The organism is Rummeliibacillus stabekisii (assembly GCF_007988965.1).
GTDB lineage: Bacteria > Bacillota > Bacilli > Bacillales_A > Planococcaceae > Rummeliibacillus > Rummeliibacillus stabekisii.
Map to the genome: position 1 here is coordinate 369,848 of NZ_BJVD01000001.1, position 20,279 is coordinate 390,126.

28 protein-coding genes and 2 riboswitches are annotated in these 20,279 nt (G+C 37.1%); of the genes, 3 read left to right on the plus strand and 25 right to left on the minus strand.

From position 1 onward, the window contains the following. Nucleotides 1–8: 8 nt before the first annotated feature. The 8 genes from accC to RST01_RS01810 all read right to left on the minus strand — a co-directional run bounded on the left by accC (nt 9) and on the right by RST01_RS01810 (nt 4,864). Complete coding sequence (gene accC / locus RST01_RS01780) at nt 9–1,367, minus strand: acetyl-CoA carboxylase biotin carboxylase subunit (RefSeq protein WP_066786659.1); 1,359 nt, start codon at nt 1,365–1,367, stop codon at nt 9–11. A 15-nt stretch (nt 1,368–1,382) separates the two neighbouring features. Then, nucleotides 1,383–1,883 (minus strand): acetyl-CoA carboxylase biotin carboxyl carrier protein, encoded by a 501-nt coding sequence (gene accB / locus RST01_RS01785; RefSeq protein WP_147193617.1) that lies wholly within the window; start codon nt 1,881–1,883, stop codon nt 1,383–1,385. Nucleotides 1,884–2,136: 253 nt separating this feature from the next. Next, entirely contained in the window at nt 2,137–2,682 is a 546-nt protein-coding gene (locus RST01_RS01790; protein WP_066786653.1) for a SpoIIIAH-like family protein, read from the minus strand. Continuing rightward, nucleotides 2,679–2,930, minus strand: coding sequence for a SpoIIIAG-related protein (locus RST01_RS01795; protein WP_490722673.1), 252 nt, complete (start codon nt 2,928–2,930; stop codon nt 2,679–2,681). Before RST01_RS01795 ends, RST01_RS01790 begins: the two co-directional genes overlap by 4 nt. 260 nt (nt 2,931–3,190) lie before the next feature. Further along, a complete protein-coding gene (locus tag RST01_RS15915; RefSeq protein WP_158512567.1) occupies nt 3,191–3,334 on the minus strand; it encodes a hypothetical protein in 144 nt (47 codons plus the stop codon). Next, the gene (locus tag RST01_RS01800; protein ID WP_184117496.1) at nt 3,334–4,227 is read right to left on the minus strand and encodes a stage III sporulation protein AE; all 894 of its coding nucleotides are present in this window, start codon (nt 4,225–4,227) and stop codon (nt 3,334–3,336) included. The genes RST01_RS15915 and RST01_RS01800 overlap by 1 nt, the downstream gene beginning before the upstream one ends. Nucleotides 4,228–4,259: 32 nt before the next feature. Beyond that, a complete protein-coding gene (locus RST01_RS01805; RefSeq protein WP_066786645.1) occupies nt 4,260–4,634 on the minus strand; it encodes a hypothetical protein in 375 nt (124 codons plus the stop codon). Next, a complete protein-coding gene (locus RST01_RS01810) occupies nt 4,634–4,864 on the minus strand; it encodes a SpoIIIAC/SpoIIIAD family protein (protein ID WP_066786641.1) in 231 nt (76 codons plus the stop codon). The genes RST01_RS01805 and RST01_RS01810 overlap by 1 nt, the downstream gene beginning before the upstream one ends. Nucleotides 4,865–5,426: 562 nt before the next feature. Between RST01_RS01810 and RST01_RS01815 the strand changes: the two genes are divergently transcribed. Further along, entirely contained in the window at nt 5,427–5,636 is a 210-nt protein-coding gene (locus RST01_RS01815) for a hypothetical protein (RefSeq protein WP_147193619.1), read from the plus strand. A gap of 417 nt (nt 5,637–6,053) precedes the next feature. Here RST01_RS01815 and efp read toward each other — a convergent pair whose 3' ends face one another. Genes efp through RST01_RS01835 form a run of 4 tightly spaced genes read right to left on the minus strand, consistent with a single transcriptional unit; the run spans nt 6,054 to nt 8,621 of the window. Then, nucleotides 6,054–6,611 carry an elongation factor P gene (gene efp, locus RST01_RS01820; protein ID WP_066786635.1) on the minus strand — a complete coding sequence of 186 codons (558 nt, stop codon included), beginning with the start codon at nt 6,609–6,611 and terminating at the stop codon, nt 6,054–6,056. Nucleotides 6,612–6,635: 24 nt separating this feature from the next. Beyond that, a complete protein-coding gene (locus RST01_RS01825) occupies nt 6,636–7,697 on the minus strand; it encodes a M24 family metallopeptidase (protein WP_147193620.1) in 1,062 nt (353 codons plus the stop codon). A 13-nt stretch (nt 7,698–7,710) separates the two neighbouring features. Further along, nucleotides 7,711–8,139, minus strand: a complete 429-nt coding sequence (gene aroQ / locus RST01_RS01830) for a type II 3-dehydroquinate dehydratase (RefSeq protein WP_147193621.1) — start codon at nt 8,137–8,139, stop codon at nt 7,711–7,713. A gap of 44 nt (nt 8,140–8,183) precedes the next feature. Further along, entirely contained in the window at nt 8,184–8,621 is a 438-nt protein-coding gene (locus RST01_RS01835; protein ID WP_147193622.1) for a hypothetical protein, read from the minus strand. A 183-nt stretch (nt 8,622–8,804) separates the two neighbouring features. Between RST01_RS01835 and RST01_RS01840 the strand changes: the two genes are divergently transcribed. Next, nucleotides 8,805–9,695 carry a DUF1385 domain-containing protein gene (locus RST01_RS01840; protein WP_147195068.1) on the plus strand — a complete coding sequence of 297 codons (891 nt, stop codon included), beginning with the start codon at nt 8,805–8,807 and terminating at the stop codon, nt 9,693–9,695. A gap of 22 nt (nt 9,696–9,717) precedes the next feature. On the opposite strand, the gene RST01_RS01845 is transcribed toward RST01_RS01840, so the two are convergent. Both RST01_RS01845 and lipM read right to left on the minus strand, forming a co-directional pair. After that, entirely contained in the window at nt 9,718–10,077 is a 360-nt protein-coding gene (locus RST01_RS01845) for a hypothetical protein (RefSeq protein ID WP_147193623.1), read from the minus strand. 30 nt (nt 10,078–10,107) lie between these two features. Continuing rightward, nucleotides 10,108–10,941 (minus strand): octanoyltransferase LipM, encoded by an 834-nt coding sequence (lipM, locus tag RST01_RS01850; protein ID WP_147193625.1) that lies wholly within the window; start codon nt 10,939–10,941, stop codon nt 10,108–10,110. A 104-nt stretch (nt 10,942–11,045) separates the two neighbouring features. Here lipM and RST01_RS01855 point away from each other — a divergent pair, with 104 nt between their 5' ends. Next, complete coding sequence (locus tag RST01_RS01855; RefSeq protein WP_066786621.1) at nt 11,046–11,426, plus strand: rhodanese-like domain-containing protein; 381 nt, start codon at nt 11,046–11,048, stop codon at nt 11,424–11,426. A 391-nt stretch (nt 11,427–11,817) separates the two neighbouring features. Here the strand turns inward: RST01_RS01855 and RST01_RS01860 are convergent, their stop codons facing one another. The 11 genes from RST01_RS01860 to comGB form a co-directional block, all read right to left on the minus strand. Beyond that, entirely contained in the window at nt 11,818–12,231 is a 414-nt protein-coding gene (locus tag RST01_RS01860) for a hypothetical protein (RefSeq protein ID WP_147193627.1), read from the minus strand. A 280-nt stretch (nt 12,232–12,511) separates the two neighbouring features. Further along, nucleotides 12,512–13,990, minus strand: coding sequence for an aminomethyl-transferring glycine dehydrogenase subunit GcvPB (gcvPB, locus tag RST01_RS01865; protein WP_147193629.1), 1,479 nt, complete (start codon nt 13,988–13,990; stop codon nt 12,512–12,514). Continuing rightward, nucleotides 13,983–15,332, minus strand: a complete 1,350-nt coding sequence (gcvPA, locus tag RST01_RS01870) for an aminomethyl-transferring glycine dehydrogenase subunit GcvPA (protein ID WP_147193631.1) — start codon at nt 15,330–15,332, stop codon at nt 13,983–13,985. Before gcvPA ends, gcvPB begins: the two co-directional genes overlap by 8 nt. A 20-nt stretch (nt 15,333–15,352) precedes the next feature. After that, nucleotides 15,353–16,465: a glycine cleavage system aminomethyltransferase GcvT gene (gene gcvT, locus RST01_RS01875; protein WP_147193633.1), complete on the minus strand. Its 1,113-nt coding sequence runs from the start codon at nt 16,463–16,465 to the stop codon at nt 15,353–15,355. 44 nt (nt 16,466–16,509) lie between these two features. Continuing rightward, nucleotides 16,510–16,583, minus strand: a riboswitch (glycine riboswitch). A gap of 3 nt (nt 16,584–16,586) precedes the next feature. Beyond that, a riboswitch (glycine riboswitch) is annotated at nt 16,587–16,679 on the minus strand. Between the two features lie 84 nt (nt 16,680–16,763). Continuing rightward, complete coding sequence (locus RST01_RS01880; RefSeq protein ID WP_147193635.1) at nt 16,764–17,327, minus strand: shikimate kinase; 564 nt, start codon at nt 17,325–17,327, stop codon at nt 16,764–16,766. 268 nt (nt 17,328–17,595) lie between these two features. Then, the gene (locus RST01_RS01885) at nt 17,596–17,847 is read right to left on the minus strand and encodes a hypothetical protein (protein ID WP_184117560.1); all 252 of its coding nucleotides are present in this window, start codon (nt 17,845–17,847) and stop codon (nt 17,596–17,598) included. Continuing rightward, complete coding sequence (locus RST01_RS16285; protein WP_147193639.1) at nt 17,762–18,142, minus strand: competence type IV pilus minor pilin ComGF; 381 nt, start codon at nt 18,140–18,142, stop codon at nt 17,762–17,764. Before RST01_RS16285 ends, RST01_RS01885 begins: the two co-directional genes overlap by 86 nt. A gap of 41 nt (nt 18,143–18,183) precedes the next feature. Beyond that, nucleotides 18,184–18,489, minus strand: coding sequence for a hypothetical protein (locus RST01_RS01895; RefSeq protein ID WP_147193641.1), 306 nt, complete (start codon nt 18,487–18,489; stop codon nt 18,184–18,186). Next, on the minus strand, nt 18,479–18,937 hold the full coding sequence (comGD, locus tag RST01_RS01900) for a competence type IV pilus minor pilin ComGD (RefSeq protein ID WP_184117498.1): 459 nt from the start codon (nt 18,935–18,937) through the stop codon (nt 18,479–18,481). Before comGD ends, RST01_RS01895 begins: the two co-directional genes overlap by 11 nt. Continuing rightward, nucleotides 18,921–19,232, minus strand: a complete 312-nt coding sequence (gene comGC, locus RST01_RS01905) for a competence type IV pilus major pilin ComGC (RefSeq protein ID WP_147193645.1) — start codon at nt 19,230–19,232, stop codon at nt 18,921–18,923. The genes comGD and comGC overlap by 17 nt, the downstream gene beginning before the upstream one ends. A gap of 14 nt (nt 19,233–19,246) precedes the next feature. After that, a complete protein-coding gene (gene comGB, locus RST01_RS01910; RefSeq protein WP_147193647.1) occupies nt 19,247–20,275 on the minus strand; it encodes a competence type IV pilus assembly protein ComGB in 1,029 nt (342 codons plus the stop codon). Nucleotides 20,276–20,279: the final 4 nt, after the last annotated feature.

Consider the following 20,279-nt stretch of genomic DNA (forward strand, 5'->3'; position numbering starts at 1 on the left):
TTTCTTTCTTATGAATTCATGACATCATTTTCTTCAAGGAATTTCGTGTTGAATTTACCTGATTTGAATACTTCATGATCCATTAATTTTTCGTGGAATGGAATAGTTGTATGAATTCCAGGACCCTCCACAATGAACTCCCCAAGTGCACGTTTCATCTTTTCGATCGCTTCTTCACGAGTATCGGCATGAACAATCAATTTTGCTACCATTGAATCATAGTATGGTGGGATCGCATAGCCTGGATACATAGCAGAATCAATACGTACGCCAATACCACCTGGCGCTAGGTAATTTTCCACTCTGCCTGGAGAAGGCATGAAGTTTTTTGATGGGTTTTCTGCATTAATACGGCACTCAATTGACCAACCATTTACCACAATATCTTCTTGTTGGTATGTTAATTTTTCGCCAGAGGCAATTTTTAATTGCTCACGTACAAGGTCAACCCCAGTAATTTCCTCAGTAACAGGATGTTCAACCTGGATGCGCGTATTCATCTCCATAAAGTAGAATCGATCTGCCTTATAGTCATAGATAAATTCAACTGTACCTGCTCCGCGATAACCACAAGCCTTCGCTGCTTTTACGGCTGCTTCGCCCATTTCAGTGCGTCTTTCTTCAGACAATGCAGGTGAAGGCGCTTCTTCAACAAGCTTTTGCATTCGACGTTGCACAGTGCAATCACGCTCACCTAGATGAATCGTATGACCATATTCATCTGCAAGCACTTGGATTTCACAATGGCGGAAATCTTCAATGAACTTTTCTAAATAGACGCCTGGATTACCGAAAGCAGCTTGTGCTTCTTTTTGGGTGATTTGAACGCCTTTAATCAAAGATTCTTCATCGCGTGCCACACGGATACCCTTACCTCCACCGCCGGCAGTTGCTTTAATAATAACAGGATAGCCAATTTCTTGTGCTACAGCTACTGCTTCATGTTCATCAGCAACAAGTCCTTTAGAACCTGGTACTGTCGGCACGCCAGCAGCAATCATAGTATCTTTAGCAATATCTTTAATTCCCATAATATTTATAGCCTGTGATGTTGGGCCGATAAACGTAATACCTGCATCTTCACATGCTTCGGCAAAACTCGCATTTTCAGCAAGAAAACCATAGCCTGGGTGGATACCATCGCAGCCTGATTTCTCTGCTACTGTTAAGATACGGTCAATCTTTAAATAACTATCGCTTGAAAACTTAGAGCCGATGCAATAAGCTTCATCTGCCAACTGTACATGCAGCGCTTCACTATCTGCTTCTGAGTAAACTGCTACAGAGGCAATACCTAATTCTTTGCATGCACGGATAATGCGAACTGCGATTTCTCCGCGATTGGCAATTAATACTTTTTTCAACATAGAGCATAGCCTCCCTTAGTTTTCTTTTACTAGGAATAAAGGCTGGCCATATTCCACTAATTCACCGTCAGTCACTAGGATTTCGACGATTTCACCTTTAACTTCTGCTTCAATTTCATTGAATAACTTCATCGCTTCTACAATACAAACAATGGATTCTTCTCCAATTTTGTCTCCTACTTGAACAAAAGGTTTTGCATCTGGACTTGGCGCCTGATAGAATGTTCCGACCATAGGTGAAACTATTTTATGCAATGATTCAGTTGAAGCGGTTTCAACTGTTTTCGCTTCTTGTTTTTCTACAGCTGGAGCTGCTTTAGCTACAGGCGCTTCAACAGCTGGTGCAGCTTGCACTGTTTCAATTGGTTTTGGTGCTTCGGGAGTATGATTTGAGATAACAATCCCGCTATTTTTTTTGAGTTTGACTTTTACTTCGTCAGCCTCATACACGAATTCTTCAATTGAAGAAGCATCTACTAATTTAATAATCTCGCGTATTTCTTGAATTTTCAACATATGTTACTCCCCTTATATTGTGATATAGTACAAGTTTTATTTTATCGTGTTTGGTAATATTTTTAAACAGTTATTTGGGAATATAGATATCTTCAACATTTTGGGCATAATTCCTCCTTTTCCTTGAAGATAATTCAAAACACTTATTAGAGCTGTATTTATAATCTACATTCATCCATCTAAAGGATAAATTACACACAAAAAAGACGGAAAAACAACTAGGTTGTTTCCCCATCTTCAGAAGACGTTTTATTTAGTTAATTGTTTCGGATTGGAAATCTACTACTACTTTTCCTTCATTAAACTCTTTTTTCACCATATAAACAATCTCATTCGCTTTTTCTTTTGATAATTCATTTGCCTGTACTGTTACACGAATTTGATCGTCTTCAGCCCGAACAAATGCGTCTGAGTATCCCAATGTGCGAATCAACATTTCAAGCATCGCTTCATTTGATTCATTTTTTGTAATCGCATCAATTTCATCGAAATATTTGTTCTTTTCATCTGCACTGTATTGAGAAGAAGCAACTTTTTGAGTTAGTGTTTCTTTCAATTGACTGCGCTCGTTTTGCAGCTCCATACGCATCTCTTCAAATAAGTGGCTTTCTGTAGTAACAGGAGTTGTTTTGCTTGTCTTACTTGCAAGCTCGCTAATCTTCGTATCTTTCAATGAATTATCACTGAAAATAGCAAGTCCGTTAAATGGCGTTACTGGATTAGATAAATAATAGACCGAAATGACTGCTGCCAAACTTAATAATGTTAAAAACCATACTGCTTTCTTTTTTACTCTCATGGGGTATCCTCCTTTTTTTCCATTGAACGTACGACAATACGATGAGTTGGTATTTCAAGTACACTTGATAAGACTGCTACAAGATCATTTTTTACTGTTAAAGAATCAGCTCCTTCAGCTACGACTAACACGCCGGTTACTTTCTGTTTACTCTCTCCATTTGTTTGCTGCCAGTTAAAATATTGTCCAAGGGATGACTCTTCCTTTTTAGGCTGGTCGTTTGTCTGGCCATAGTAAAAATAAATCATCACCTTACCAACACCTTCAATGGAACTAAGAATAGAAGTGAGATCCTGGGTCCCTGTTTGTTCGCTGCCAGCATTCGATGGATCTTTGTTGGTGTGATTCGTAAGCGAGAATATTCCGCTTACCAGAAGTATTGCGACTAAAATTCCTGCGGCAAGAAACGGTTTTTTAAAATTTGCTGCTTTTCCAAGGACATCTCCTCCTTCAAAACATTAACGACTAACACAATCTATGAATCTTGTTTCAGCAATATGCAAAAGTGTTACAAAAAGTATTGAATACTATATAAAGCAAGCACCATTTTTAATAACAGTGTCGCCTCCTCTTCCACATCTTTAGGAAGAATAAGAAGCAGGATTTTTCCGATGAGGCAATACACTAGCAAATTAAATAAAAAACTTGCCACTATGCCCCCCCCTTTCCCATCTGCATCTGAACCATAAGCACGACCATCATAATCGTGAAGAAATAGGCAAATGCAATAAGGAATGACACAGCACATAGAATGAAAAGTGTTTTGCTTACATCTTCGATTAATCCATTCACCTTACTGTCTGTGAACGGTTCTAAAACAGCAGCTAAAAAACGATAGCAAAAACCGAGTATTAAAATATTGAGTGTCGGAAGAATCGTTACACTCCAAACGCTTACAAGTAAACCAGTACTTGTAGTAATTAAAGCTGTCGACGAGTATTTTTTAAAAGTATTGAGAGATTCTGTGACAAGGGAACCGATGATAGGAATATTTTGTTGCAAGAGCCTTTTAACCGGCTCAGCTATTTCTCCTGAAAATGTACCAACCAAAACTCCATTTGTAGCAAGTAACATGGTATAAATTAGGACAGATACGGATACTACGCTCAAAACCGACATTCGCAAAAAATCTGACATTTTGGCAAACGAGAGCTCAGGAAGCATTCGCGTAATAAAATCGAAAACAAATGTGGCGATTAACATAGGGATTAAATATTTTGTAACGACCACTAAAATAGTCTGCAGGAAAATAAGGAAAACAGGACTAATGGAAAGCACTGAAAATATCCCTGAGCCAAGAAGCAAAGAGGATGTTAAAAGTGGCGACAGAACAAGATAAACATCCATTAGCTGTTCTGTTATATGTTGCATTTGTGTAAAAGCCTTAAAAACAGGTCGAATTGTTACCATGATCACTACTATTAAGAAAAAAAACCTTGTCCACTCTTTCATTGTTGGAAGCAGCCAATTAATACATAAAAACAGGATAGCGTAAAGAAAAAATGAACGTAGTGCGAAGAATTGTTCTTTAAATGGTTCGATCAAAAACGCAGCCACTTGTTCGATTATTACACCCCCTACGGTGCTACTAACTTTTCCCATTGTTTTAAAAATGATGCTAATTCATCGAGCCAAAGCGTGACAATCCAGATTTTTATAGCAAGATGACTTATAAAGGCAATGCTTTCATAATCGTTTTCATCTAATATGTGCGATACAATAAGTGAACAAAGGTAAAGCAAGGAACTACCTAATATAAGCGGCATATATGGCAAATCAAATAAAAAAAAGGTCTTTAATTTTTGCCAAAAAGGTAATACAACTCGCATCATCAAAAAACTTAATAGAATAAAAAATAAGACAACTGCAAAGAATTGATGCATTGTCGGTATTACTATTCGTATACCAATAAGGAAGAGGAACGTCATTAAAACATAGAATAAGAATTCCATTATGACGTCATCAGCCATTGGAAGAAGGTAATAATCTCATCAAAAAAGAGACGCAAAAATCGAAGCAACTCGATTGTGATATATAAATAGGCAATAAAATTAAGAAAGAAAGAAAATTCTTTTTTACCTGTTTGTTCAAAGAAGATGTGTAAAAGTCCCAGGACCAGTCCAATACCAGCTATTCTAAGCAAATCTTGAAGTTCCGAAGTCGCCCCTCCTCTCTTTACAATTTATGAGAGGGAAAAGAATTTATGCAGGGAAATTATGAAGAAATCTTGATAGATCTCACAAAAAAAGCACTTAAGATAAGTGCACGAAGGATTTTTATTGAAATTTTTATTATATATGTTTGAATTTCTTGACAGTTGAGAAATTTTAAATTAAATAAATTTTTGATAATCATAGACTTTCTTTTAGTAATTAAATTGTTAATATATTGATTGATATTAAACGAGTAAAAATAAAAACTTCCTTCTTCGAAACTCGTAACCGTTCTTTCAAATTTCATTCCATTTCTTCGTAAGAGTTTATAGAGGCTTTATTGGCAGTTTGTGTTTCAGCAATTATTGTTGAAAGTTTTAACAGCATAGGTAATTAGCAGCTGAACCACTTCGCATACATTGAATTAGAATAGTGGTTAAGATAGGGGGCTTATTTCTTCTAGTACATAAAGACTTTCTACTCATCAGAAAATACCAGCAATATGCTAGGTAGTATGTTATATTGATACGGAATTAATAATATTTAAGTAAGAACACAGTGTATAATTACATCTAAAAATGAGGGTTGACTTTGCTTGTTTTTACACTTTTTCTTCTATTCTTTTTATCTGTATTGTTAATCGGTTTAATTTTCTCGATAATTTTCTTGGTATCGTTTATTAAAGAGATGATTGAAAACAAAAGAAATGGTCTACCAATTTGGAATGATCGAATGAAAATTGTAGTATTAGTAGCTATCGTTCTAATCGTCTGCACTTTTTTCTATGAAGTGTATCATTAAAGTTTTGCATATTTAAAGACCACTTATGTGGTCTTTTTATTATTCTTTTTCGAAATCAATTAAGTCATTTATATCTTCTATTGCACAAAACACTTCATATCATTGCTTTTTTCCTTATTTGGTTCAGTTCCTATCGCTAACCATTTAAGTGGTTCTTTTCAAACTCAAATTTTCCTTATCTCCTTTTTTAAATAGGTAGCGTAGCATCCTTTGAAGGGATACCTCTGCCAAAGCCATATTCACTGTTATAAATAGGATCTGTATATGAATTACAAAATTTAAAGTACCAGTTAAGTTAGCTGAAGCAACACGAATATATCCTGTTTTAACTTGCTCAACAAGTTGAATAAGTTGAAAAGGAATAGTAAAATTCTCACAAAAAAAGCCATGCAGTTATGCATAGCTTTAATTTATAGATTAAGCACGAGAAACATAAGAACCATCAGATGTATTGATGATTAGTTTGTCACCTTCGTTTACAAAGAATGGTACGTTTACAACTAGGCCTGTTTCCATTGTTGCTGGTTTTGATCCGCCTGTTGCAGTATCACCTTTAATTCCAGGATCCGTTGCAGATACTTCTAGTTCAACTGTGTTAGGTAGTTCAACGCCTAGCACTTCTCCTTCATACATCATGATATGAACTTCCATGTTTTCTAGAAGGTATTTTAATTCTTCTTCTAATTGGCTTGCAGTCAATTCGATTTGCTCATATGATTCCATATCCATGAATGCATAAGCGTCGCCTGATGCGTATAGATATTGCATTTTGCGTGTATCGATTTGTGCTTTTTCCACTTTTTCGCCTGCACGGAATGTTTTTTCTGCCACGTTGCCATTACGTAAGTTACGTAATTTAGAACGTACAAAAGCTGCACCCTTACCTGGTTTTACGTGTTGGAATTCGATAACACGGAATAGGTTCCCGTCTACTAAAATCGTTAACCCTGTTTTAAAATCATTTACTGAAATCATTTCTGTATATCCTCCAATAATAAATTATAAGATGATTAATTCTTTTGGTGCATGTGTCAATTTTTCATTGCCAGTTTCAGTAATTAGCGTATCATCTTCTATACGCACGCCACCAACTCCTGGCAAATAGATACCCGGTTCACATGTGACAACCATGCCAGGCTCTAATGTGATATTGGATCTAAACGATAATCCAGGACCCTCATGTACCTCTAAACCAATTCCATGACCTGTAGAATGGCCAAAAGCATCACCATAGCCATGTTCCTTAATATAATCGCGGCATATTGCATCCGCTTCCTTACCTGTCATACCTGGTTTGAATTTTTCAAGTCCGAGAAGCTCTGCTTCCAAAACAATTTGGTAGATTTCCTTTAACTGTTCAGAAGGTTCGCCCACAGCGACTGTGCGTGTCATGTCAGAAATATAACCATTATATAAAGCGCCATAGTCTAAAGTGACGAAATCACCTTTTTCAATTATTTTATCAGTTGCAACGCCATGTGGCAATGCAGAACGTACTCCTGAAGCGACAATGGTATCAAATGAAGAAGAAGTTGCACCAAGTTTACGCATATAGAATTCAAGCTCATTTGAAACCTCAAGCTCTGTTTTGCCTGGTTTGATAAATTGAATGATATGTTCAAACGTTTCATCTGCAATTTGGCAAGCTGCTTTAATTGTCTTTAATTCATCTTCTGTCTTAACGAGACGAATTATTTCGATCAAATCTGTAACGCCGACTAAGTCAGCTGGAATAACCTTAGAATACGCTTCATACATGCTATAGCTAACTACATCTTTCTCAAAACCAAGCGATTTAATGCCTAATTCTTTCACGATTGCAGCAATTTCTTCAATGATTGTCCCCTTGTGTTCAACAATGCGATAGCCTGTAATTTGTTTAGATGCTTGTTCTGTGTAACGGAAGTCAGTGATAAACACTGCCTCTTTTTGTGATACTACCGCCACACCAGAAGTACCTGTAAAACCTGTCATATAACGTAAATTATAATTATTGGTAATAAGCAAACCATCTAAATTTTGCGAATTTAACGCTTTCACTAATCTCTCTACTCTTTCCATTATAATCCCCCTTTTATCCCTCTAAAAACATTCGAAGAGCTGCGCTATATCCAAATGTGCCAAGCCCTGTAATTTGCCCTACACATACAGGCGCTAAGTAAGAATGATGCCTGAATTCTTCTCTTTTATGTACATTTGAAATATGAACCTCAATAACAGGCACCGAAACACCAGCAATTGCATCCCTTAGTGCGATGCTCGTGTGGGTGTAAGCGCCAGGATTGAAGATAATGCCATCTACACCTGTATCTTCAGCTTCATAAATCCAATCAATCAACTGGCCTTCAACGTTTGATTGCTTGCAATCAATTGAAGAGTTGAACTCAGCTGCTAGGACTTTTAATTGGGACTCAAGGTCTTTTAATGTTGTATGCCCATAAACAGCTGGCTCTCTCTTGCCAAGTCGATTAAGATTAGGACCATTCAAGCATAAATAATTCATTGTTAGCCCTCCTCCTGCACTGATAGCCTTATTTTAGCATAATCCTAGACAGATTGGGGCAGTTTATTTCGAGATTCTAAATTTCTCATTTTCGCATGATATGTGGCTGTTTCAAATATCCAGAGCAAATGAAGTCCAATAACAACAGCAAGCGGAATTGAAAAGTGACGAATGTAGAAGGTATGTTGAACAGACCATTCAATGAGCCATACAATCACAATCGCAAGGAAAATAGCTACAATATCCATGCGTACTTTTTTCAATAATTCAGCAATCGCAAATAATACAGCCGCAATAATTACAACAAATATCCAGAGAATAAACCATTTGACAAGACCATGTGAATCGCTAAAAATATGCCACTTTTTTGCCCAACCTATCGGCGAAAGTTTCATAAAGGAAAACCAATCTAATATCTTTAAACTAAGTATAAATGTAAGCGAACTGAATAAAACAGTCCACAGGTAAACGTTAATTCTCATCTAAAAACCCTCCTTCCCCCTGAGGATAGACAAAAAATAAATATAATATGCTTTCTCTAGTGCAATGTTGATTTTTTTAGTACAATAAAAACAGTTTTTATCTTGTGAGAAAGCGCGGTGTCGTATGTGAAAGGTCAACAAAATCTCCCTGTATACGGTGGACAAGCCTTAGTGGAAGGTGTCATGATGGGCAGTAAAAAGCATACCGTATCAGCTATTCGCCGCAATGATGGGTCTATCGACTATTATTATGTCGAGCGAAAATACAATCCTACACTTCAAAAACTTAAAAAAATTCCCTTATTAAGAGGTATTATCGCCTTAATTGAGTCGGCTGCAAATGGATCAGAGCATTTACAGTTCGCCAGTGAACGCTTTAATCTCAATCCAGGTGAAGAAATAGAAGAAGAGAAAGAATCAAAATCAAAACTCGAGATGTGGCTTGGTGTAGCTGCAATCGGTATCCTATCATTTATTTTTGGCAAATTTATTTTTACGCTAATCCCTGTCTTTTTGGCCCAATTATTCCATTCTTGGCTGCCAGGAAAAACAGCTCAAATTTTATTGGAAAGTGGATTTAAACTAGTACTATTAGTCAGCTATATCTACCTAGTCTCACTGACACCTATGGTTAAGCGTGTGTTTCAATATCATGGCTCGGAGCACAAGGTAATCAATTGTTTTGAAAACGGCCTGCCGCTTACTGTAGAAAATGTACAAGCACAGTCTCGGCTTCATTATCGATGTGGTAGTAGCTTTATGTTGTTTACTGTACTTGTTGGAATGTTAATCTATTTTTTAGTGCCAACAGATCCATTTTGGCTTCGCATCCTAGACCGTATCCTATTAATCCCAGTTGTTCTAGGTGTTGCTTTTGAGGTACTGCAAGCAACCAATGCCTGTAGGGACATTCCTATCCTACGCTTCCTAGGCTATCCTGGCCTTTGGCTGCAATTGTTGACAACAAAAGAACCGCATGATGATCAAGTAGAAGTAGCGATTGCTTCTTTTAACAAACTATTAGACATTGAGAAAGATCCTGCAAATATACCAGCAGCTGATAAAGCTGTCTAATAAATAAAAAATGCAAAGGCTACTATTGAGCCTTTGCATTTTTTGTTTCTTTTCTTTTTCGAACCATCCAAATACCGAAGTAACCGATTAACCATGCTATCAAATAGTATAGTGAAAGGCCCCATGCGAAGTAATGAAAAAAAGATAGCATGATAATCCCAAAAGAAATGTACGAAATAAGCAATGCTATTAAAGGATTAATGTGGTTGATAGCACACGCTATTCCTTGAATTAGGAAAGCAAATGGGAAGATTAAATATAATCCAAAGATAAAGAACGATTTATTGACATCTCCTTCACCGAACAATCCTAAAAACGACAATACTGATAACGTAAGGATTGTAAAGGCCGGGAACATCAAGCCGGCGAGTTTGTTATTCATCTTTTCACCTCTAGCATTGCTTTCTTTTTATTATTTTCTAAAATTCCATTCATCCGATTCATAACGTGTTTTCGCCAGATTTTCGACAAAGGATTGCTGTTCCTCTGTCAATTCATAAGGGACCAACTCAATATCAAGCGCCTCTTGAAAACCTTTATAGAAAGCTTCAATGCAATCTTCCACATCAACTGTACGGTTTGCCAATTGATTGATTGCCACTGCTTTTTGAGGCAAATGCTTTTGCATGCGTTCTCTGTCTCTGTCTGAAGAAAAGTTGAAGAGTGAAATTAACTTCTCTTCATCCATATCAATTAAGATGGCGCCATGCTGCAATATTACACCTTCTTGTCTTGTTTGCGCACTGCCAGCAACTTTTTTGCCTTCTACTACAAGCTCATACCAGCTTGGTGCATCAAAACAAACTGCACTTTTTGGCTTTTTCAGTAAGTCACGCTTCTCTTCTGTATCAGGAATTGAAAAATAAGCTTCCAACCCAAGGTTTTGGAACCCTTTCAATAACCCTTCACTAATAACACGATAGGCTTCTGTTACCGTCTTTGGCATCTCTGGGTAATCCTCTGTCACGATTACACTATAAGTGAGTTCATGTTCATGCAAGACAGCTCGTCCCCCTGTGGGGCGTCTGACAAAGCCTAAGTCTAGTTTATGTATTTGCTCAAAATCGATATCCTGCTTTGCACGTTGAAAATACCCAATAGAAAGTGTCGCAGGGTTCCACTCATAAAAACGGATGACCGGAGGAATCAACCCTTCACTATGCCAATGCAGAAGCGCTTCATCCATCGCCATGTTATAAGCAGGACTGCAAGGTCCTGAATTAATAAAATACCACTTCGTTTTCATGTATACCATCCCTTCTTCACAACTATTTATTTTAACAAACCCATTGGACTATCGCTAGTTCTTCTTTTATAATATGTATGATAGATAGAAAGGGGTAAGATTTTGTGAGCTGGTTATATACTATACTAATTATTGTAGGTGTAATTGTTATTTATACACTAATCAATGCACTTCGCTTAAAAAAAGCAGTCACTTCTTTAAATGAAGAAGAATTCAAAAAAGGTTATCGCAAAGCGCAATTAATTGATGTTCGCGAATTGAAAGAGTTCGAGGGCGGTCATATTTTAGGCGCACGTAACCTGCCATCTACGCAACTACGCAATCGTTATCGCGAATTAAGAACCGACCAGCCTGTTTATCTTTATTGTCAAAGTGGTACTCGCAGTTCAAGAGCCGCATTATTTTTAAAGAAAAAGGGCTATGACCAACTCTATCAATTAGAAGGCGGTTATAAAAAATGGAACGGCAAAATTAAAGTTAAATAACCAAAAATTATACAAGTTGCATATGGTATTTTATTCTAGTTTGAGTGCCTGATCTACTAGCTATTATGCTAGTAAGAAGGGGTTGTATCTGACTCATTCTTTGGGAACGAAGTTGGATATTGCTCACACTGATACCAATAAGAGCGTATAAAGAAGAGAATCTTCTTTATATGCTCTTTTTATGCAGCAAGAAAAGCATTGAGAGCAAAGATCCCTGATATCCCTAAAATATCGAAAAATATAATGAGTTAAGTCCATTATTAAACTAGAATAAGAGCTAAGGATTAATTTTTATAGCCTTCTTAATAAAAGTCTATGAAAAATGGATAACTGAATTCTGTTCTGATTTGGACAATTGCTTTAATTGGTTGGCCTTCATTTCTTTGAGAGTTCAATTTTTTAGGCTTTGTATCCCCTTCAAACCATACCTTATCTTTTTTAATTTGCTTATTATAGTGATCTGCAAAGTATATTTCAAAACCAATTTTCTCTGTATCTCGCCAGGTATTGGAATTACATTGTCTTTATTGTAATAATTATATAGATCTTTTTCACTTAACTCACTTTCAAGTACAATATATGACGCAACTGTTGAATACCCTCCACTTCCAGAAGGTTCGCCTCCAAATAACACACCATAAGCAAAATCTTTCTCAATTACCTTAGTTTTATCCGGAAGTGGATATTCATAATGCTTAGAAGTAAATGACTTCGCATATAAATATTCTTGACCAAACAATACATATAACAAGGAACCACTTAAAAGGATTAAAATTGAAACTATCGCTATCTTTTTCGTTTTCATTTAAATCCTCTCCTGAAAGCACTTTACAATCCAGTTAATCTTAAAGTGAGTGATCATGAGACGGACCAGATTGGTAAAAGCTCCATATTTAATTAAATCAACAAGCTAATCAAAATTTAACAAATACCGTCATTGAAAAAGTGCTTTATGTTAATTCAGCTGACGAAGTTAAAAGTAGAAAGGGCTCTACATATTAGTTATTTCTAATATGTAGAACCCTTTAATTAGTCTATCTATATAAGATTAGGCCTTAATAAAAATCTCACAATGCACTTTCTTATTATACTTCTACTAAATCTGTCTTTTTCACATATTTTAATACTGGGTGACGGGCCGCACGTGTTTCGTCTAGACGGCTAATAACAGTAGTATGCGGAGCTTCTTGAACGACTTCAGGTGTTTCTTCCGCTTCTTTCGCTATTTGAATCATGGCATCACAGAATGCATCTAATGTTTCTTTTGATTCTGTTTCAGTTGGTTCAATCATTAACGCTTCTTCCACATTTAATGGGAAGTATGTTGTCGGTGGATGGTAGCCAAAGTCTAACAGCCTTTTGGCAATATCCAACGTACGGACACCCAATTTTTTCTGACGGCTGCCACTTAGAACAAATTCATGTTTGCAGTGGCGATTGAATGGCAATTCATAATAAGATTCTAATCTGCGCATCATGTAATTGGCATTGATTACTGCATTTTCAGTCACCGCTTTCAAGCCATCAGGGCCCATAGTACGAATATAGGTATAAGCTCGTACGTTGATACCGAAGTTACCGTAATATGGTTTTACACGACCGATTGATTTTGGACGGTTATAATCAAATGTATAGCCTTCCTCTGTTTTGATTAATACAGGTTTTGGCAAGTAAGGCATTAATTCTTTCTTAACGCCAACCGGGCCAGAGCCAGGTCCGCCGCCACCATGAGGTCCTGTAAATGTTTTATGCAGGTTCAAGTGAACACAGTCAAATCCCATGTCTCCTGGTCGAACTTTTGACATAATGGCGTTTAAATTAGCACCATCATAGTATAGCTTGCCGCCAACACCATGGATGATCTCAGCAATCTCTAGAATATCTTCTTCAAATAAACCAAGTGTATTTGGATTAGTCAACATTAAAGCAGCCGTATCTTTCCCTACAACTTCGCGCAAATGTTCTAAATCGACTAAACCATTTTCGTCAGAACGAACAGTCACTGTATCAAAACCCGCTACAGATACAGAAGCAGGATTCGTACCGTGCGCCGAGTCAGGAACGATTACTTTTGTACGTTCATGTTCCCCGTTCGCTTCATGGAATGCGCGAATCATCATAAGCGCTGTCCATTCTCCGTGTGCACCAGCTGCAGGCTGTAATGTCACTTCATCCATGCCTGTGATTTCAACTAAATGTTGTTGTAGATCATACATAAGTTCAAGAGCACCCTGCACTGTTTTTTCGGCTTGCAATGGGTGAATATGTGCAAAGCCTGGGAAACGTGCAACAGTTTCATTGATTTTTGGATTATATTTCATCGTACATGAACCAAGTGGATAGAATCCAGAATCAACACCATGGTTTCTGCGTGAAAGTGCAGTATAATGACGCATAATATCTAATTCCGATAGCTCAGGGAGCTCAGCTTCTTCTTTTCTAATCAAGTTTTCTGGCAATAAACTTGAAAGTTCCATGTCAGGTACATCCAACTCAGGCAGGCTGTAACCTACACGACCCTCTTTCGACAATTCAAATACAAGCGGTTGGTTTTCCTTATGCATGTTGTAATGCCCCCATTTCTTGGACAAGTGTATCAATTTCTTCTTTTGTCCGTTGTTCAGTGACTGCGATTAATACATGGTTAGCAAGTGCTTCTGAAACCTTGCCAAGGTCAAAGCCACCGATCATTCCCTTTGTAAACAGGTGATCGTTTAATTCCTCGACAGATCCTTCCACTTTAACAACGATTTCATTGAAATGCGGCCCTTTGAAAGGTACTTCAAAACCTGCTTTTTCAAATGCTTCTTTAGCATAATGTGTCTTCAAGATATTGTGCTTCGCCATTTCTTGAACACCTTTTTTTCCTAGAGCAGTCATGGCAACAGAAGCTGCTAACGCATTCAACGCTTGGTTAGAACAGATATTTGAAGTTGCCTTTTCGCGACGAATATGTTGTTCACGCGCTTGTAGAGTTAGAACGTAACCACGGATACCATCTTCATCGATTGTTTCTCCTACTAGTCTTCCCGGTACTTTACGCATCAGCTTTGTTGTTGTTGCAAAGTAGCCACAGTGTGGTCCTCCAAAACTTTCCGGTATACCAAACGGTTGTGCATCACCAACTACAACGTCTGCACCCAGTTTTCCTGGAGGCGTCAATATGCCTAGCGCTAATGGATTACTACTTACAACAGAAAGTCCTTTAACTGCATGGATTGCCTCTGACATCGTCGCTAGATCCTCGATTTGGCCAAAGAAGTTTGGATATTGCACCATGATGGCTGCTGTATCTCCATCTACTAAGTTGTTCAATGCATCCATATCTGTTTTACCGTCTTTAAGCGGTACAGTCACCACTTCAATAGACTGACCGTATGCATATGTTTTTACTACATCTATTGTAATAGGGTGAACGGCTTCAGAGATTAATAGTTTTTTACGGCGTGTATGCGCACATGCAAGCATACCTGCTTCTGCCATTGCTGTTCCACCATCATACATAGACGAGTTAGCCAAATCCATACCTGTTAATTCTGCTATCATTGTTTGGAACTCGAAGATAGCTTGCAATTCCCCTTGTGAAATTTCAGGTTGGTATGGTGTATAGGCTGTGTAAAACTCTGAACGGGAAATAACATGGTCAACAATAACTGGCTTATAATGGTCATAGACGCCTGCACCTAGGAAGGTTGCATATTCATCATGATTCGCATTTTGTCTTGCAAGGCCAGCTAATTCTTTCAATAGTGCCGTTTCAGCTTTAGCAGGTTTAATATTGTATTCACCTTTAAAACGGACTTTTTCTGGAATGTCTGCAAACAGCTCGTCAACTGTTGAAACACCAATCGTATCAAGCATTTCTCGTTGATCTTGCTCTGTCATAGGTAGATACCGATGTAACATATCTCATAAGCCTCTTTTCGTTATTTTTTTAATCTTTTATAAAATGGAGTTGCAACTGTCTTCGCTTTTACGCGTTTATTGCGAATTTCAACTTCCACCTCTTGGTCCAATTCAGCGTATTCACTTTTAATAAGCGCTAGCCCAATATTTCTTTTCGTCAAAGGCTGCTGTGTACCAGTAGTAACTTCGCCAACTTCTAAATCCCCGACAAACACTTTATATCCGTGACGCGGAATGCCTTTGTCGATCATTTCAATGCCAACTAATTTTCTAGGAACACCATTAGCTTTTTGGTCAGCTAAAACAGATTTCCCTATAAAATCGCTATCTTTATTGATTTTCACAACGAAGTTAATACCTGTTTCAAGCGGAGAAATCGTATTAGACAACTCTTGACCATATAGCGGTAGGCAAGCTTCAAAACGCAATGTGTCACGTGAACCTAATCCACATGGCAAAACGCCTTTTTCTTTCCCAGCTTCTAAAATCTTATCCCATAATTCTACAATCGCGTCATTTGCTCCATAAATCTCAAATCCATCTTCCCCTGTGTAACCTGTGCGAGAGACTAATGTATCAAATCCAGCTACTTCCACATGTTGTTTGAGGTGGAATGGTTTGATAGTCGACAAATCAACATCTGTTAATTGTTGCAATACTTCTTCTGCAAGTGGTCCTTGAAGTGCCAGTTGGCCAATTTCGTCTGATTGATTAGTAATTTTTACATCTCCAGACTCATGCTTCAAAAGCCATTCGTAGTCTTTTTCGATATTTGCTGCATTGACAACAAGTAAATAATTGTTTTCTGCCAATCTATAAATCAATAAATCATCTACTACTCCACCATTTTCATAGCACATCGTCGTATATTGCGTACCGTCTATTGCAATTTTTGAAACATCGTTTGTCATAAGCTTTTGTAAATACGCTAAACTTTCTGAACCTTCAACGAAAATTTCGCCCATATGCGACACATCAAAAAGCCCTGCTTTTGTTCGAACTGCTTCATGTTCTTCCTTTATAGAAGAAAACTGCACCGGCAAGTTCCATCCACCAAAATCAATTGTTTTACCACCATACTTTGCATAAGATTCAAATAATGGCGTGTGTTTTAAAGTCGTTTCCAATGTCATCCCCCTTATCCATAAAAAAGACAGAGAAACCCCTATAAAGGTTTCTCTGTCCTGTTCACCTGAAAGTTTAACCATAAAGGCTGGCCTCTTTGGTGGCTAAAATTAGCTCTCTCCAGAGTTGCGTCCCGTACGAGTCTTTTTGCCTGAGAGATTCATAGATACCTACTTGCTCCTTCGGCGACACTAAAAACATGTTCTCTCCCCGCACAATCATCCGCTTTTTATATTGGTACTCTTCCAATGTTGTATAACACAATTGCTTGAATATATCCTACCATTGAATAATCAATTCTGGCAATCATTTTCTAAAGATTGTTTGAGGAGAACTCCACGCTTTCTCCACACCAATGTGATCGCCTTTTAATCGGTTAATTTGGAACGCGGCATAGTCCACAATCTGTCTTAAAGACCTACCTTCAGTTCGTACCGTTATATGTGCAGCATTTAGGTAATATTTTCGCCTTTTTAAATAAAGCTCTTCTAATTCTTCTTTTGTCGACTTTTGAACGATGGGCCTATTTTTATCTCGATGTACTCTTTTCCAGATATCAGAAAAAGCTGCGTCCAAAAATAAAACCAATCCTGTTTGCCGCATGATTTTTCGATTTTCCTCACTGATAGAAACTCCGCCACCTGTTGCAATTATACAAAATTCATCACGAAATTCTTTCAGGAATTGCGTTTCTTTTTGGCGAAAATAGACTTCACCCTTTTGTTCAAATATTTCCGGAATAGTTAACCCTTCTCGCCTAATAATCTCCTTGTCCATATCATAGTAAGGCATTCGTAGAAAATAACTAAGTCTTCTGCCAATCGCACTTTTCCCGCTACCCATAAATCCGACAAGATATACTTTTTTCATTTTTTCACCTTCTTCGACTAGCGAATGCCCTATACCAAAAGTTCACTTTTAATTATAGTAGCATGAACACTTGTCGATTCCAATCACCTTTATTTTTTGACAGCATTATACAAAAGAACAGAATGGGTGGTGATACGCTCAGAAGCATATCTTTGTTCCAATTGAATGCTGAAAAAAATAGTTATGAAAGAGAAATGGTGATTTTTAAACTTAAAAGGAAATTGCTAAAAAGAATGGTATAGAAGTCAATTATTTTATGTCATGATTCTTATTCCCTTTCAAACGAGAGCAGGATAGACTTTGTTTGATTTAAATAGGCAATTTTTAATTCATCATACGAGCGATAATGCGATTCATATGATGCCGCTACAGCTAACATCATGTTAGTGATGAAGAATAAAAAAATCATAGCTGTTAGCAGCAAGAAACCTTGTTCATTCCTGATTCGGGACAATAAATTTTCTTCTCCTCTCACTTCCGCTTTTAAACGTAATAGTCGTTTCAAAGATAGAATCAGCATATTCAAATTCCGCATATTGAAGTCCAAATAACAAAGGTTGATATCCCCCCACTCTTCGAATATCCGAACCAACAGACTTTATGCCAATAATTCCTCGATTCGACGAATAAAGAGCTGTATATTTTTCGCTTAAAGAGAACTCTTTAGCATGTATAAGTTCTTTTGAAAGTTGATAGACGAACATTTCATATTGCAATTCACTATCACTTAATATGCCACTCTTTTTATGCCCATACCATACAAAAAAGAGTAGAAAAAATTGAGCAAACATCATTAATATTATAAGCTGTAGCATGGAATCCAGAATGGTAAAGCCCCTTTGATTATTATTCTTCTTTAAGTATTTGTCTCTACACAGAGCTGTTCTTCTTTTATGCCAGAATAACGAATACAAATGGAGGTTTCATCCCCTTTCCAATGGTAGATGACATCATCAATTTCTACATTTCCTTGGTACTTTTGAAATCGAACAATATTTCCAGCTGCATACAATGCTGCTTCTGCCGCATGCAGGCTCAATTTCTTTTTATAGAGCGATGTCTCTAATTGATAGTAAAAAGGCAATAATGTACCAAAAATTATAAAGACTATTACAAGAGTTAATAATGATTCCGGCAATGAATGACCGTTTTCATTGTTCAATTTGCACCCTTCCTTCACCTAAATAAACAGTTAATTTGACGATCCTATTATTAATAGAAAAGTACATAGTACCTGATTTTTGTACTGTTAACTCTTTTGTATAAGTAACTGATTGAATAGTACTGTATGGAAGTAATTGAATGTTCGTTGGATATTTCCTTACTAGATAATCCTTATTGCCATGCGCTGGCACCTTGATTCTTACTTCATTGAGCCCTTGCACAATAGTGAGAGTAGCATAATCTTGATAACGGAAAGACAAGGCTTGAGTTAGCTCAATATCTGCTTTCAATTGTTTAATGAAACGTTCCTCTAATTGTCGATCCAAGTGACTTTTGCCCAAAGTAATACCAATCAATGAAATGAGCATCGTAATGGCCAAGACCAACAACATTTCGATGAAAGTAAAGCCCCCTTGACTATTTACAGGTCTATTTAGAAATTTCAACTTTACCATCCGTGATCGTTAACTTCTTGCTTTCACAAGCTTTAGAATCCGTTTGTTTTAAATATTCATTTGTTTCTAATTCAGTTGTGGAACTTGGATAATTGCCATGGTCGATTCGATAGGCTTCTACTTGGCCTTGCACCATTTTGACATATGCATCGCAGCCTTTTTTATCAACTGTTGCGAAATGTTTTGTTACATTAGGAATAGCAATCAATATGAGTATCGAGATGATAAACAGCACAATTAACATTTCTATAAGCGTAAAACCTTTCTGAAAATGCTCTTTCCGCATACCTTTCTTCCTTTCTAGACTAAATCCATCATTTTATACATCGGCAATAAAATTGCAAGATACGCGCCTAAAATGCAAAGTGCAATTACAACAAACAAAAGTGGTTGGACGAATGCTAAGCTTCGCTGAATAGTATTTTCTGTCCGTTCAATTAAAAACTCACTATAGATTTGCAGCTCTCTCCCTAAGTTGCCACCTTGTTCACCATGAAGCACATGCGCATAAAAACCTTTATAAAAGTATGGTTCTTGTTGAATCGCAGTTGACAATGACTCACCATAAACTATCCTTTTTTGAAGAATCTCCGCTACCTTGGCTAAATAAGGCTGTAATGTTTGGGTTTTCAATAACTCTAAGGCTTCTTGCATTGACATTCCACTTTGAATGAGACCGCCTAATTCATAAGAGATCTGCCGCGTAATCTGTAATTTAAAGTGTTTGTTAATATAAGGAATTTTTAATAAAAAAAGAATTTGACTTGTTACCCTTTTCTTTTTCAACCAAATGAGGAAAAGGATCAACATTGATATAAATGAAATACCTAATACTATAAAGAAATCTGGCAAGTGTAAAAACAGCTTGGATAATGTTAAATCGAAACTTGTTTCGGAAGATTGGTTTGCCATCATAAAAGACATGTTAGGCAGAAAATAAGTTCGAAATGCGAAAAAGAGCAGGATTAAAAAAACAAACAGCACAGCAGGATAGACAAGCAATTTCTGTAGCCGTTCTCTATTTTGCTCCTTTTTCTCTAGCTGATTTGCCACTGTTTTTAAAGCTTGGATAGTTTTACCGTGTTCTTCTGAAACTAGAATGGTCATTAAATAAATTTTAGGATAGCCTAAAAGACAAAGTACGTCAGTCATAGATGAGCCATTTCGTAGCTGTGCTCTTATCTTAACCTCACCGCCTGTATCCTTTTTTAGATGATGAGGTAGCAGCATAAAAAGCGAATCTGAAAATGTAAAACCCTCTTCTAACAAAACGCTCATCTTTTTTAGTAATTGCGCTGAATCCCTTAAATGGATTTTTCGCTTTAGCAAAAAA